Source organism: Yersinia alsatica (assembly GCF_025133195.1).
Classification (GTDB): Bacteria; Pseudomonadota; Gammaproteobacteria; order Enterobacterales; family Enterobacteriaceae; genus Yersinia; species Yersinia alsatica.
In genome coordinates this window covers 2,261,857-2,275,588 of sequence record NZ_CP104006.1, presented here as the reverse complement: position 1 = coordinate 2,275,588, position 13,732 = coordinate 2,261,857, and the positions used below count along the sequence as shown (strand labels likewise).

Here is a 13,732-nt window from a genome sequence, read left to right as displayed (position 1 = left end):
TGACAACATATGGACATTCTTCTTACCCGCGATTGGCCTGCTAGCGACATACTCTCTGGATGAAAAAATTAATCCAGGATGTGCTCAGCATCGTAGGAGAAGCACCCAGAATCACCTATGCTAAAAGAGAAGCCGATAAGCAGACATTACCGCTACCACACAAAAGCAATAAGGGATAAACGGAGATTGGCTATGCGTATTTTAATCACTGGAGCTACAGGACTGATCGGGCGTAGTCTGAGTGCTTTTCTTTTGTCGCAAGCCCATCAAATAACGGCCTTAACCCGTGACCCACAGCGAGCAAATAAGGTACTCGGTTCGCAAGTCACCTGTTGGTCAACCTTGAATGATAAGCATGACCTCAACGATTTTGATGCGGTGATTAATCTGGCGGGTGAGCCTATTGCTGAGAAACGTTGGACTTCACAGCAGAAAGAAATTTTATGCCAAAGCCGCTGGCAGATAACCGAGAAACTGACAGCATTAATTAAAGCCAGCAGTCAGCCGCCGGCAGTGTTTATTTCAGGGTCTGCGGTTGGGTTTTATGGCGATCAGGGGCAAGCATTGGTCACCGAAGATGAGGCGCCACATGATGAGTTTACTCATCAGTTATGCGCACGCTGGGAAAGCCTGGCATTGGCAGCCCACAGCAACCATACCCGGGTTTGCTTGCTACGTACCGGTATTGTATTAGCGCCTCATGGTGGTGCATTAGCCAAAATGGTACCGCTGTTGCGCCTTGGTCTGGGTGGCCCAATCGGCGATGGCCGCCAATACCTGCCGTGGATACATATTGATGATATGGTTCATGGTATCCATTATTTACTGACCACCGATGGATTGAATGGCCCATTCAATATGGTTTCCCCTTATCCGGTCCATAACGAACAATTTATTGCCACACTGGCAGAAGTACTTGATCGCCCAGCCGTAATTCGCACCCCCGCAGCAGCCATTCGCTTATTACTGGGGGAGTCGGCGGCATTAGTATTGGGGGGACAGCGGGCAGTACCCAAACGGCTGGAAGAAGCTGGCTTCGCATTCCGCTATTTCGAACTGGAAGAAGCTTTGCGCAATGTGCTGAGAAAGCCAGCGGAATAGATTTGTAAGCTATCCCCCCCTTCCTGATAGATTTTGAGTTGCAGCTAGGTGGCAATAGAATGCACCCAAGGAGTTGAGATAACTCAATGACTTGGGTGTATGATGGCGGCCAACACCACTGCAGCTTGCAAGATGATGGGTATAAATTGTTACTTCAGTGCGCCAGACAGGAACTGCTGCAGGCGGGTACTCTTGGGGTTGCCAAAAAGCTCGGCGGGCGGCCCCTCTTCTTCAATAACGCCTTTATGCAAGAAGATGACGTGGCTGGAGACATGGCGCGCGAACTCCATTTCATGGGTGACAACCACCATGGTTTTCCCCTCTTCTGCCAGCTTTTGCATAATGCGCAATACTTCCCCCACCAGCTCAGGGTCCAGAGCCGAAGTCGGTTCATCAAACAGTAATACATCTGGCTCCATAGCCAGTGCCCGGGCAATAGAAACACGCTGCTGTTGACCACCAGAAAGATGTACTGGATATTTAGCCCGCGCACGCTCATCAATCCCAACTTTATCCAAATAACGAATAGCACGCTCTTTGGCCACCGCCTTACTCAATCCCAATACTTGAACCGGTGCTTCCATGACATTTTCCAGCACAGTCATGTGGCTCCACAAGTTGAAATGCTGGAATACCATCGTTAGCCGGGTACGCAGTAATTGCAGCTCTTTTTTATCAAAAACTTTTAATTGCCCGTCTTTATCACGAACCAGGCGGATATCTTGATTATTGACGCTAATCGACCCTTCGCTGGGTTTTTCAAGGAAATTGATGCAACGTAAGAAGGTACTTTTCCCTGAGCCAGAAGAGCCAATAATAGAAATCACATCCCCTGCTTTGGCGGAAAGTGAAACGCCTTTTAAAACCTCATGCTCACCATAGTGTTTATGCAGCTCCGTCACAGACAGTTTGGTTTCAGCTATTTTAGTTTCTAATGTGTCAGTCATAGTTTTTAATGTATCAGTCATGGTCTCTCCGTACTTAATGCGATGCCTGAGGTTTTATATGTGCCAGCCAACGTTTCTCTGCCTGGCGGAACAGGCTAATTAGCGTAAAGGAGATAATCAGATAAAGTACGGCAGCAATACCAAATGCATAAAACGGCTGATAAGTCGCAGCGTTAATATCACGAGCTATCTTCAGAATATCTGGCACCGTGGCCGTAAAGGCCAACGCGGTGGAATGCAGCATTAAAATAACTTCATTACTGTAGGCCGGTAAAGCAATACGCAGTGCAGAAGGCAAAATAATGCAGCGATACATTTTAAAACGTGAGAAACCATAAGCGCGAGCTGCCTCTATTTCACCATGAGGAACCGAACGAATAGCACCGGCGAAAATCTCGGTGGTATAAGCACAAGTATTCAGTGTCAGCGCTAAAATAGTGCAATTTAATCCGCTACGGAAAAATGCATTCAGCAGATCGTTACCTCGGATAATCTCCAAACTGTACACGCCGGAATAGAACACCAATAATTGCACATAGAGCGGCGTACCACGGAAAATATAGGTAAAGACCCAGACGGGTAAACGAATCCAGCGCTTTTCAGCCACTCGTGCCACGGCCAGAGGAATAGCTAACAATCCGCCCATCACCACGGAGGATATTAATAGCCACAGCGTAACGGACAGCCCGGTAAACCGGTAGCCATCACTCCAAAGCAGGGCTTGCCAATATTGATGCAGAATATCAATCATAGTTCAGCCCTCTTCACCCCATGGGAATAGCGCCGTTCCAACCAGAGCAAAACACCATTCGAGACCGTGGTGAAGACCAGATAAACCACACCGGCCACCAATGCAAAGAAGAAGGGTTGATAAGTGCCCTTTCCCGCCAATTGTGTGGCTTTGACCACATCATTCAGTCCCAAAATAGAGACCAATGCCGTTGCTTTGAGGATGACTTGCCAGTTATTACCAATACCCGGCAAGGCATAGCGCATCATGGCAGGGAACATGATTCTGCGGAAAATCTGGCTGGAATTAAAACCAAATGCCCTTGCGGCTTCAATTTGTCCAGCCGGAACGGCCATATAAGCACCACGGAAAGTTTCGGTGAAATAGGCACCATAGATAAAACCGAGGGTGATAATCCCAGCAGAGAGAGGGTCAATATTAATTTGTTCAAAGCCAAGTGATTCAGTAATGGTGTTTAAGGTGATCTGCAAACCGTAAAAAATAAGCAGCATCAAAACTAAATCAGGTACACCGCGAATCAGCGTGGTGTAGCACTCAAACAAGCCAGATAACAACCGGTTTGATGATAACTTTCCACCGGCACCAATCAAGCCGATAATCACTGATAGCAACACTGAGCACAGTGCCAACTCCAGCGTCACCAGCGCACCTTCAAATATCAGTTTCGAATATCCATCCAGCATCTGGGTTATCCTGTTTTACTGAGTAAGGAGTCTGGTTAATTGCTCTGTGTTGGCCCCAGCCGGAATAGGCTGAGGCCATAGCGGCAAATAGGATTAACCGCCGTAAACATCAAAGTCGAAATATTTTTTCGCGAGCTTGTCGTAAGTGCCATCTTTGCGTATTTCAGCAAAGGCTTTATCCAGCGCGGCTTTCAGTTCGACATCATCTTTACGCAAGCCCATACCGGTACCTACACCAAAGAATTGATCATTTTTCACTGATGGACCGGCGAAGGCATAACCTTTACCTACTTCTTGTTTCAAGAAACCTTCACTACCGGCAACTTCATCCTGGAAAGCCGCATCAATGCGACCAGAGGCTAAGTCGGCATAGATTAAATCCTGATTTTGGTAAGCAACGACATCAATACCTTTTGGTTGCCACTCAGCATTGGCAAAAGCTTCCTGAGTCGAGCCTTGCAATACCCCGACACGTTTGCCTTTCAAGGCGACTAAAGTCGGCTCAATGGTACTGCCTTTAGTGGCGATTAAACGGGCATTGGCGGCGTAGAGTTTGTCGGTGAAGGCAATCTCTTTTTGGCGTTTTTCAGTAATTGAGAGCGAGGAGATAATGGCATCAATTTTCTTAGCTTTCAGCGACGGGATTAATGCATCAAAGTCACTCTCAACAAAAGTGCACTTGGTATCAATCCGATTGCATAATTCTTTTGCTATATCGATATCAAAACCGACCAACTCACCACTGGCATTTTTTGATTCGAAAGGAGCATAAGTTGGATCTGTACCAATTTTGATATCTTTAGGAATGGCGGCAAAAGCACTGCTGGCAGCAGCCAATGCTAATACTAAAGGCAGAACCAAAATCTTCTTATTCATACATAACCCTCAAATTGATTTTCGATGCCACAAAGCGCGTTAGTTTTCTGTACAGCCCAGAGCGTTCATAAATCAATTTGCAGTAATCGTGCCAGTAATCATTGGGAGGGAAAGCAAATTCCATCACCGATTTCTTAGCATAATCACTACTAAATGCGGGCATCGGGCCATGAACAGAAACTGAATGCGAATGCCATGCACCAGCATGCGTCCTAACACAGCATCATTGTGGTGCATAATTCGCCCTATTTCAGTGCGATGTTGCACAAATGTATCAATTAAGGGAAATAATGTTAATTTGAACCTTGCCAGCGAATAAACAGATCTTTAGGCAGCTCAATATCAAATTGATCGATAATTCGGTTAACCGTCTGATCGACAATATCTTGAATACTTTGTGGCCGATGATAAAACGCTGGCATTGGCGGCATAATGACCGCTCCCAGCTCGGCAGCTTGCACCATCAGGCGTAAGTGACCTAAATGCAGCGGAGTTTCGCGCACACATAACACCAAGGGGCGGCGCTCTTTCAATATCACATCCGCCGCACGGGTCAGTAAGCCATCGGTATAGCTATGGACAATGCCAGATAATGTTTTGATTGAACAAGGTAAAATGACCATGCCGCTGGTTTTGAATGAGCCAGATGATATGCAAGCGGCGATGTCACGAGAATCGTGCACAACATCCGCTAACGCCTGCACATCTTTCACACTGAACTCGGTTTCAAGTGCTAAGGTCTGACGGGCCGCATTACTGAGAATAAGATGGGTTTCCACGCCCTCGACATGTTGCAGCACCTGTAACAGCCGAACACCATAAATGGCACCGCTGGCACCACTGATGCCGATAATAAGTCGTTTCATGGGAACTGCCTCAAGCAAATGATGGATAAAGAATTATCCACAGTATAACCAGAAATCAGGCCGATTTACTGTCTTAGGTGGTGAGCAATCCAGAATAGCGACCCGAGTCAATAACAAAAAAGGTGCACCGCGTCTGAACGTCGGTTGCACCTTTTTGATTCATTGATACTCTTCGGGCTTCACGCGGCAAGGTTGTTAGCAACGAGGACGCAGCCAACACACCTGCAGCTTGAGAGATGAAGGAGATATTAACCCTCGTTATGCATCTCTAAATTTTCTGCTTCGTTATGATTACGTAATGCTTGAGCATCATCGTTACGTAACGACTCCAGATACTCCAGATAGCTCTGATCTACATCTTTAGTGACGTAAACGCCGTTAAAGACGGAGCACTCAAACTGAGTGATATCAGGGTTATCTTCACGTACAGCCTCAATCAAATCAGTCAGATCTTGGAAAATCAGCGCATCTGCACCGATCAACTGACGAATCTCATCGACTTCACGACCATGAGCAATCAATTCATTGACGCTTGGCATATCAATACCGTACACATTCGGGAAGCGAATTTCAGGAGCAGCTGACGCGAAATAGACTTTCTTCGCCCCTGCATCACGCGCCATCTCAACGATCTGTTCCGACGTCGTGCCTCGCACAATAGAGTCATCCACCAATAACACATTCTTATCGCGGAATTCTGCACGGTTGGCATTGAGTTTACGGCGTACTGATTTACGGCGTTCCTGCTGGCCCGGCATGATGAAAGTACGGCCAACATAGCGGTTTTTCACAAACCCTTGGCGATAGGGTTTATCCAGAATTCGGGCGATTTCCAGTGCGATATCGCAAGAGGTTTCCGGGATAGGAATAACCACATCAATATCCATGTCTTCCCACTGTTTGGCAATTTTTGCCCCTAATTTCTGGCCCATACGCACGCGCGCACTGTAAACCGAAATTTTGTCCATAAAGGAGTCTGGACGAGCAAAGTAAACATACTCAAACAAGCACGGATTGTATTTCGGATTTTCAGCACACTGCCGAGTGAACAACTGGCCTTTTTCGGTGATGTACACCGCTTCACCCGGCGCTACATCGCGCAGGAATTCGAAGCCAAGGGTATCCAATGCCACACTTTCAGACGCCACCATGTATTCATTGCGACCATCAGCTAAAGTGCGTTTACCAATCACCAGCGGACGAATACCGTTAGGGTCACGGAATGCGACCATACCGTGGCCAATAATCATCGCGACGCAAGCATATGCCCCACGGATTAACTGATGAGTAGCGGCAACAGCGGCAAAAATGTTGTCAGATTCCAACGGGTAATGCTGGAAACGGTCCAATTCACTGGCAAAAATATTCAGCAGAATTTCTGAGTCAGAAGTGGTGTTCACATGACGGCGAGAAACTTCGAATAATTTCTTTCTCAGCTGGTGAGCGTTAGTCAGATTACCGTTATGAGCCAGAGTGATGCCAAACGGTGAGTTAACGTAGAAAGGCTGAGCCTCGGAAGCGCTGGAGCTGCCTGCTGTCGGGTAACGAACATGGCCAATCCCCATATTCCCCTGTAAGCGCAGCATATGCCGGGTTTCAAATACATCCTTCACCAAGCCGTTTGCTTTACGCAGCCGGAACCCATTATGGGCATCAATGGTAACGATGCCCGCAGCATCCTGGCCTCGGTGCTGAAGCACCATCAACGCATCATAAATCGACTGGTTTACCGGTGCAAAACCGGCGATACCGACAATACCGCACATGTTGTCTTTTCCTCATAAGCCGCTCCGAATCGGTAATTGATTCGGTAAGAAACTCGACGTGCTCTGCAGGTAGTCAAAGAACCACCTGATGATATAACTGAACTGCGGGATTAATTGTGACTGCTTCCAGTCAACACTCTGTGAGAAACCGGTAAATGTATCCAGAAAGAACAACATGGCAGAGACAATCAGCACACCTCGCAGCGCCCCAAAACAGATCCCCAGCACCCTGTCAGTCCCTGATAACCCAGTACGTTCAACCAGTGAACCAATCACATAGTTAACAATAGCCCCGACGATCAATGTCGCGATGAACAAAATGCCGATAGCAATTCCGTTGCGCACCACTTCATCCTCGAAACGAGTGAAGTAGACAGCAAGATAAGCGTAAAAATGGCTGGCAACAAAAAACGCACATCCCCATGTTACAAGTGACAATGCTTCACGGACAAAACCCCGGATTAAGCTGACTAAAGCAGAAAATCCGATAATCCCTATAATGACGTAATCAATCCAGACCATGACTATTCCAATGACGAAATCGCCGCTGCATCCTGTTCGCGGCGAATTCTAACAGAAAAAGAAAACGTTTGCGTAGGGGAATTCTTACCCGCGACAAATTAAAGTGCGGCGATTTTAAAAACAACAATCGCCGCACCAACGAAGCCGCTAGAACCCCGTACACCCTGATATCTTAACCCTTGGTCAAACTTTAACGCCCGGTACTATAAGGCCGAACCTGCCCACTCAAGCCACTCAATGAGTTAAGTTCTGGCAAAGCCGATTGCAGTTTCTGTTTTGACGCATCCGGCCCGACATACAACCGGGTAATTTGGCCCTGAACCGGCGTCGCTGGCACCGTAAATGCCCGGTGACCTGACAGACGCAACGTTGCAACAATTTCATTCACTTTAGCTGCATTTTTCAGCGCCCCCAGTTGGACGACATAAGCCTGCCCTACCGGTGCTTTTTCTTCAGTGGCCGGTTTGCTCTCCGGCTGAACGTCTGGTTTCACCTCAGGTTTTGGTTTAACTTCCTGCGGTTTTTTCTCGACCGGAATCGGTTTTGGTTCAATTGGCCGACTTTCTACCGGCTTAACTTCGACCGGTTTCTTCTCCACAGGTTTCACCTCAACCGGCTTACTTTGCATGGCTGGCGGTGCCACAATCGTCGGCTCAGATGGCAGATTACCGGCATCATTAGCAGCCTGAGAAACGGAATCATCTTTGGGGACATCCACGGCTTGCGCAGCACCTTCCGGCGGCGCAATAGGCAAAGGCTGACTGACCGGCGGAACCGCATCAATTTCTTGGCTATCACCGGGTTTTGGCACTAGTGGGATGGCAGCAAACTCATCCTCATAATGCTTCTTTTTACCATCTAATAGCCCCGGCAGCACAATCACCCCCAAGGCCACCAGAATAATGGTCCCGACTAAACGGTTCTGGAACTTACTTGCCACTCGAACTCCTTCAATTCCTTTACAGACCCCGGTACCTTTACCAATCCGGCCGTTACAAACTTAATGCTGTCACAGATTCAATGCAGCCATCACATGAGCAACCGTATGGAAAGATCCACAGACAATGACCACATCCCGTGATCCTGCATCTTGCATCGCCTGACGCCAGGCGGTTGCTACATCACTGAACTGGCGTGCTGATGCGAGATGCTCGGCTAGCTGCTCCGCACTGGCCCCACGCGGCCCTTCCAGCGGCGCACAGTACCATTCATCAACTTGCTCAGATAAGCACGCCAGCGTACCGCCAATATCTTTATCTGATAGCATCCCCACTACCGCCCGAACTTTGCCCTGCTTCGGCAATTGCGCGAGTTTGTCAGTCAAATAACGTGCAGCATGAGGATTATGAGCAACATCCAGAATTAACAAAGGCTGTTCGCTGACTATCTGAAAACGCCCGGGTAAACTGGCGGCTTGTAAGCCCTGCCGTATAACGTCTTCGCTCAAGGGCAATCCAGAATAATGCAGCACCGCCAGTGCCGTCGCCGCATTTGCTACCGGGACATTCGGTAGCGGCAAATTGTGCCATTGGCGGCCGTCACATTGCCAGTCCCAGCTTTGGTCGTGTTGACTGAACTGCCAGGCTTTATCACGCTGGTACAGCTGCGCCCCTAACTGCGTGGCGACATCAGCAATGGACTGTGGCATATCGGGCTCACCCACTATGGCAGGTTTTCCACCCCGGAATACCCCGGCTTTTTCACGGCCAATACTCTCGCGATCAAACCCCAGCCAGTCAGTATGATCTATGGCGATGCTGGTGATAGCCGCAACATCAGAATCGACAATATTGGTCGCATCCAAGCGCCCACCCAGCCCCACTTCGAGGATCACCACATCAAGCTTAGCCTGCTTAAACAATTGCAGTGCCGATAAGGTACCAAATTCGAAGTAAGTCAGTGAGATACCTTCACGCCCGGCTTCAATTTGAGCAAAAGAGTGGCTGTGTTCTGCTTCAGAGAGCTCTTTCCCCTGAATACGGACACGCTCGGTATAACGCAAAAGATGAGGTGAGCTGTAGACCCCGACTCGCAGCCCCGCCGCCAGTAAAATTGATTCCAGGGTACAACAAGTGGTGCCTTTGCCATTGGTGCCGGCAACGGTGAATACTTTAGGGGCAGGTTTAAGCAAATCCAGACGCTCAGCAACCTGTTTAACACGTTCCAGACCCAACTCGATTGGTTGAGAGTGCAAACGTTCAAGATAATAAAGCCACGCGGCCAAAGGCGACGTGGCTTGGGGAATGAGATGATTGTTCATGAGTCCCGTCACTGGCCTTTTCTAATTTCTGACTTAAAGCTCGAGAGCTTAAGCTACGATAATGCACAATAACCGGGCACCACCTTATCAGGGAAGTGCCCGTTGGGTTAATCAGGCATCAGTCTGATTATCAGTCGTAGCAGCATCGGCCTTAGCCTCAACCACACTTGGTTGCGGTTGATGTGTCAATTTAGACAAGATACTGGCCAGCGTCTGACGCATAACCGGGCGGCGAACTATCATGTCGATAGCGCCTTTTTCAATCAAGAACTCACTGCGCTGGAAGCCCGGCGGCAGTTTCTCACGCACGGTTTGTTCGATAACCCGCGGGCCAGCAAAGCCAATCAATGCTTTTGGTTCAGCAATATTAATATCGCCCAACATCGCCAAACTGGCAGAAACTCCCCCCATGGTTGGGTCAGTCAGCACCGAGATATACGGCAAACCACGCTCTTGCATTTTTGCCAAAGCCGCACTGGTTTTTGCCATCTGCATCAAAGACATCAATGCTTCCTGCATACGAGCACCGCCACTGGAAGAGAAACACACCAATGGGCAATTATCTTCCAGAGCCTGTTCTACCGCACGAACAAAGCGAGCACCAACTACTGACGCCATTGAACCGCCCATAAAGGCAAATTCAAATGAAGCGGCAACAATCGGCATACCCTGCAAGGTGCCTTTCATGGCAACCAGAGCATCTTTCTCGCCGGTATCTTTTTGTGCGGCAGAAATGCGGTCTTTATACTTTTTGGAATCCCTGAACTTCAGGATATCCTTTGGCTCCAGCTCGCTACCCAATTCAACTTCACTGCCTGCATCCAGCACCATATGCAACCGTGCACGGGCTGACATACGCATGTGGTGATCACACTTAGGACAAACCTCCAGATTGCGCTCTAATTCGGCACGATAAAGTACCTGACCGCAACTGTCGCATTTCGTCCACACCCCTTCAGGAATACTCGCTTTACGGGTTTGTGTGATATTGCTTTTGTTAAGAATTCGTTCAATCCAGCTCATCGATGACCTTTCTGTTTGAACCTGGCTGTTGCCAGTCCGCTGTTCATGCTTTAACCATCTCCCTGAAAACGACCCAATAAAAAATGCCTAAGATATACGCTGGTACAGCGTAACTAAGGCACTGATACTCGGGTTGTCCGCAGGAACAGACCATAAATGTCACTCATTAAACCATATTGGCTCGACAGTGTAGATAAAAAACTGGTCGAACCCTCGGCTTAGGTAACGTTTTTACTGATTTTTCTGTCGTGCCGCGGCACGCCGATGCCGCCAAACCTCGAATACACCTGGCAAAATTGATACTACAATAATGACGACAATCAGCAATTTCAGATTGTTCTGTACGATAGGCACATTACCAAACAGGTAACCAGCATAGGTGAATAACAATACCCATACCAATGCCCCAATCACGTTATACGCGGCAAAATGACGGTAGGACATTTTTCCCATACCGGCGACAAACGGTGCAAAAGTACGAATGATCGGTACAAATCGCGCCAAGATAATCGCTTTACCGCCATGTTTTTCATAAAACTGGTGGGTTTTATCCAGATAACTGCGGCGAAAAATTTTGGAATCCGGGTTACTGAATAGTTTTTCACCGAACACCCTGCCAATGGTGTAGTTAATGGCATCCCCCAGAATGGCCGCCGTCACCATCAGAGCCACCATAATGTGAACATTAAGATCATTGGAAGGCAATGAGGCCAGTGCGCCGGCCACAAATAGCAAAGAATCTCCCGGCAGGAATGGCGTAACCACCAAGCCGGTTTCACAGAATAAAATCAGGAATAAAATGCCATAAACCCAAACCCCATACTGCGCAACCAGCTCCGCCAGATGAACATCAATATGCAAAATAAAATCAATAACGAAATGTATAAATTCCATAAATACTCTCGAGAGGTAAACGAGCCTAATCTTTAATTGAGCGAGCTTAGCTGAACTTCCTTAGGTATTCCTTAACCCCATGTAATCTGTCGGCCAAACTCACAAACTATTGGATAAAAGTGAGGCTATAAATCAATCATCCGCTAAAAAAAGTGGCCCCATCGGCGCTTTTGGCAACGCAAAATGTTCAGGATAGTCAACCGCAACTAAATATAACCCTTCGGCTTTCGCGGTCGCCGCAGCACGTGTTCGGTCTTTCAGTGCCAACAGCTCAGCCATCCAGGTAACGTCCTGATTACCGCAACCCACCTCGATCAGGCTACCGACAATATTACGCACCATATGATGAACAAAAGCGTTGGCCTTGATATCTACCACGATATACGCGCCATGTCGGGTAACTTTGACATGTTTTACATTTCGCCAGGGTGTGCGGGACTGACACTGCACAGCACGAAACGAGGTAAAATCATTCTCACCGAGTAAACATTGGGCTGCTTGTTCCATTTTTTCGGCATCCAGCGGCATATAGCAATGGGTTACCCCTTGCGCCAAAACCGCCGGGCGATAGCGATGGTTAAAAATAATGTAGCGGTAACGGCGAGCTGTCGCGCTAAAGCGGGCATGAAAGTCATCAGCAACTGTTTTCACCCAACGCACGGCAATATCTGGCGGCAAATGGCTATTGACCCCCATAGTCCACGCCGCATCTTTGCGCTCCGCCGTGGTGATAAAATGAACCACCTGCCCGGTGGCATGTACACCAGCATCCGTGCGCCCAGCACAAAATACGCCGATAGGTTCATTAGCCACTTTTGATAACGCGGCTTCAAGACAAGCTTGCACACTGGCCACTTCTTGCTGGCGCTGCCAACCAAAGTAGCGACTGCCATTGTATTCGATGCCCAGCGCGATTTTTATACCCGCAGCTTCAGCCGCAGGATGTTCTGGCTGAGCCAACTCAAGTTCGGACATCAGTATAGTTGCTCCTGCAACAGGCGCTCCGCCGTTTCAATCGCCATCAATGCACCACCAAAACGAATGTTGTCGGCAACCGACCAGAACTGCAACACTTCAGGAATACCATAATCATTGCGCACGCAACCAATGCTCAGCACATCGCTGCCAGAAGCATCACTGACCTGGGTAGGATAGTCATCTTCCTCAGATAGTTGGATATCTTCACAACTTTCCAATTCGCTACGCGCTTCATCGGCAGAGATTGGACGTAAAGCTTCCAGATGAACCACCTGCGCCTGACCATAGAATACCGGTGACTGAATGCAGCTCACTGAGATTGGCAAACCTTCGTCTTGCAACACTTTACGCACTTGATCCACCAGACGGCGCTCTTCACGCACACTGCCTTCTTCATCAGCCAGCAGCGGCAGCACGTTAAAGGCCAATTGCTTAGCGAAGATACCCGGCTCGGCAGGGATACCATTGAGCAGCTTGGCACTTTGCCCAGCGAGATCATCCACCGCCGCTTTGCCATGGGCAGAAGCAGAAATCAGCGCCGTAACATGCAGGCGAGATAAACCAGCCTGTTCTGTCAATGGCTTAATGGCCGTCAGTAACTGGCTAGTCAGGCTATCGGCTACAGCAACAATATTACGATTGCGATAATCTGCCAGAACTTGCGGGTTCACACTCGGCACCACCAGCGGAACGTCTGGTTCCATGGCGAAGAAGCCGCTGCTGTCGATAACTAAACAGCCCGCATTTCCTGCCTCTTCAGCATATTGTTCGGAGGCTTCACGGCCGGCGACAAAGAAAGCCAACTGTGCTTGAGACCAGTCAAATTCAGCGACATTTTCGACCAGCAAACTTTTACCATTGAAGCGCACGGTCGCACCGGCGCTACGCTCGCTAGCCAGAGGATACAATTCACCAACCGGGAACTGGCGCTCACTTAATAGCTCCAGCAAAGCTTCACCTACTGCGCCCGTTGCTCCTAACAGAGCAATATTCCAGCCGTCAGACATGTTGGTTTTCTCCACTAATGATTGATAAGACAAAGGCGGTAAAATACCGCCTGATATT

Annotated in this window: 14 protein-coding genes; 1 reads left to right on the top strand and 13 read right to left on the bottom strand. The window is 48.5% G+C overall.

Translation table 11 applies throughout. The annotated features are described in order from the left end of the window. Positions 1 to 192: 192 nt before the first annotated feature. Positions 193 to 1,101, top strand: a complete 909-nt coding sequence (locus N0H69_RS10125; protein WP_050106083.1) for a TIGR01777 family oxidoreductase — start codon at positions 193 to 195, stop codon at positions 1,099 to 1,101. Between the two features lie 149 nt (positions 1,102 to 1,250). On the opposite strand, the gene hisP is transcribed toward N0H69_RS10125, so the two are convergent. The 13 genes from hisP to N0H69_RS10060 form a co-directional block, all read right to left on the bottom strand. Next, the gene (hisP, locus tag N0H69_RS10120; RefSeq protein ID WP_072077482.1) at positions 1,251 to 2,048 is read right to left on the bottom strand and encodes a histidine ABC transporter ATP-binding protein HisP; all 798 of its coding nucleotides are present in this window, start codon (positions 2,046 to 2,048) and stop codon (positions 1,251 to 1,253) included. A gap of 34 nt (positions 2,049 to 2,082) precedes the next feature. Continuing rightward, a complete protein-coding gene (locus N0H69_RS10115) occupies positions 2,083 to 2,799 on the bottom strand; it encodes an ABC transporter permease (protein WP_050120836.1) in 717 nt (238 codons plus the stop codon). Further along, the gene (locus tag N0H69_RS10110) at positions 2,796 to 3,482 is read right to left on the bottom strand and encodes a histidine ABC transporter permease HisQ (protein WP_004708838.1); all 687 of its coding nucleotides are present in this window, start codon (positions 3,480 to 3,482) and stop codon (positions 2,796 to 2,798) included. Before N0H69_RS10110 ends, N0H69_RS10115 begins: the two co-directional genes overlap by 4 nt. Before the next feature lie 93 nt (positions 3,483 to 3,575). After that, positions 3,576 to 4,358 (bottom strand): histidine ABC transporter substrate-binding protein HisJ, encoded by a 783-nt coding sequence (gene hisJ / locus N0H69_RS10105; RefSeq protein WP_004708840.1) that lies wholly within the window; start codon positions 4,356 to 4,358, stop codon positions 3,576 to 3,578. Between the two features lie 293 nt (positions 4,359 to 4,651). Beyond that, the gene (locus N0H69_RS10100) at positions 4,652 to 5,224 is read right to left on the bottom strand and encodes a UbiX family flavin prenyltransferase (protein ID WP_050106081.1); all 573 of its coding nucleotides are present in this window, start codon (positions 5,222 to 5,224) and stop codon (positions 4,652 to 4,654) included. Positions 5,225 to 5,472: 248 nt separating this feature from the next. Beyond that, positions 5,473 to 6,990 carry an amidophosphoribosyltransferase gene (gene purF, locus N0H69_RS10095; protein ID WP_050106080.1) on the bottom strand — a complete coding sequence of 506 codons (1,518 nt, stop codon included), beginning with the start codon at positions 6,988 to 6,990 and terminating at the stop codon, positions 5,473 to 5,475. A 12-nt stretch (positions 6,991 to 7,002) separates the two neighbouring features. Next, a complete protein-coding gene (gene cvpA / locus N0H69_RS10090) occupies positions 7,003 to 7,512 on the bottom strand; it encodes a colicin V production protein (RefSeq protein ID WP_050106079.1) in 510 nt (169 codons plus the stop codon). A gap of 190 nt (positions 7,513 to 7,702) precedes the next feature. Then, complete coding sequence (gene dedD, locus N0H69_RS10085; protein WP_050106078.1) at positions 7,703 to 8,452, bottom strand: cell division protein DedD; 750 nt, start codon at positions 8,450 to 8,452, stop codon at positions 7,703 to 7,705. 69 nt (positions 8,453 to 8,521) lie between these two features. Continuing rightward, positions 8,522 to 9,772 carry a bifunctional tetrahydrofolate synthase/dihydrofolate synthase gene (gene folC, locus N0H69_RS10080; RefSeq protein ID WP_050150982.1) on the bottom strand — a complete coding sequence of 417 codons (1,251 nt, stop codon included), beginning with the start codon at positions 9,770 to 9,772 and terminating at the stop codon, positions 8,522 to 8,524. Positions 9,773 to 9,883: 111 nt separating this feature from the next. Further along, positions 9,884 to 10,795, bottom strand: a complete 912-nt coding sequence (gene accD, locus N0H69_RS10075; RefSeq protein WP_050150981.1) for an acetyl-CoA carboxylase, carboxyltransferase subunit beta — start codon at positions 10,793 to 10,795, stop codon at positions 9,884 to 9,886. Between the two features lie 231 nt (positions 10,796 to 11,026). Beyond that, complete coding sequence (locus N0H69_RS10070) at positions 11,027 to 11,689, bottom strand: DedA family protein (RefSeq protein ID WP_050106075.1); 663 nt, start codon at positions 11,687 to 11,689, stop codon at positions 11,027 to 11,029. Between the two features lie 132 nt (positions 11,690 to 11,821). Further along, on the bottom strand, positions 11,822 to 12,664 hold the full coding sequence (truA, locus tag N0H69_RS10065; protein WP_050150979.1) for a tRNA pseudouridine(38-40) synthase TruA: 843 nt from the start codon (positions 12,662 to 12,664) through the stop codon (positions 11,822 to 11,824). After that, positions 12,664 to 13,674, bottom strand: coding sequence for an aspartate-semialdehyde dehydrogenase (locus tag N0H69_RS10060; protein WP_050106074.1), 1,011 nt, complete (start codon positions 13,672 to 13,674; stop codon positions 12,664 to 12,666). Before N0H69_RS10060 ends, truA begins: the two co-directional genes overlap by 1 nt. Positions 13,675 to 13,732: the final 58 nt, after the last annotated feature.

Coding starts and splice junctions, on each gene's coding strand:
- N0H69_RS10060 (WP_050106074.1), bottom strand. CDS start 13,674: ATGTCTGACGGCTGGAATATTGCTCTGTTAGGAGCAACGGGCGCAGTA.
- purF (WP_050106080.1), bottom strand. CDS start 6,990: ATGTGCGGTATTGTCGGTATCGCCGGTTTTGCACCGGTAAACCAGTCG.
- N0H69_RS10110 (WP_004708838.1), bottom strand. CDS start 3,482: ATGCTGGATGGATATTCGAAACTGATATTTGAAGGTGCGCTGGTGACG.
- cvpA (WP_050106079.1), bottom strand. CDS start 7,512: ATGGTCTGGATTGATTACGTCATTATAGGGATTATCGGATTTTCTGCT.
- folC (WP_050150982.1), bottom strand. CDS start 9,772: ATGAACAATCATCTCATTCCCCAAGCCACGTCGCCTTTGGCCGCGTGG.
- N0H69_RS10125 (WP_050106083.1), top strand. CDS start 193: ATGCGTATTTTAATCACTGGAGCTACAGGACTGATCGGGCGTAGTCTG.
- truA (WP_050150979.1), bottom strand. CDS start 12,664: ATGTCCGAACTTGAGTTGGCTCAGCCAGAACATCCTGCGGCTGAAGCT.
- hisJ (WP_004708840.1), bottom strand. CDS start 4,358: ATGAATAAGAAGATTTTGGTTCTGCCTTTAGTATTAGCATTGGCTGCT.
- N0H69_RS10070 (WP_050106075.1), bottom strand. CDS start 11,689: ATGGAATTTATACATTTCGTTATTGATTTTATTTTGCATATTGATGTT.
- N0H69_RS10100 (WP_050106081.1), bottom strand. CDS start 5,224: ATGAAACGACTTATTATCGGCATCAGTGGTGCCAGCGGTGCCATTTAT.
- hisP (WP_072077482.1), bottom strand. CDS start 2,048: ATGACTGACACATTAGAAACTAAAATAGCTGAAACCAAACTGTCTGTG.
- N0H69_RS10115 (WP_050120836.1), bottom strand. CDS start 2,799: ATGATTGATATTCTGCATCAATATTGGCAAGCCCTGCTTTGGAGTGAT.
- accD (WP_050150981.1), bottom strand. CDS start 10,795: ATGAGCTGGATTGAACGAATTCTTAACAAAAGCAATATCACACAAACC.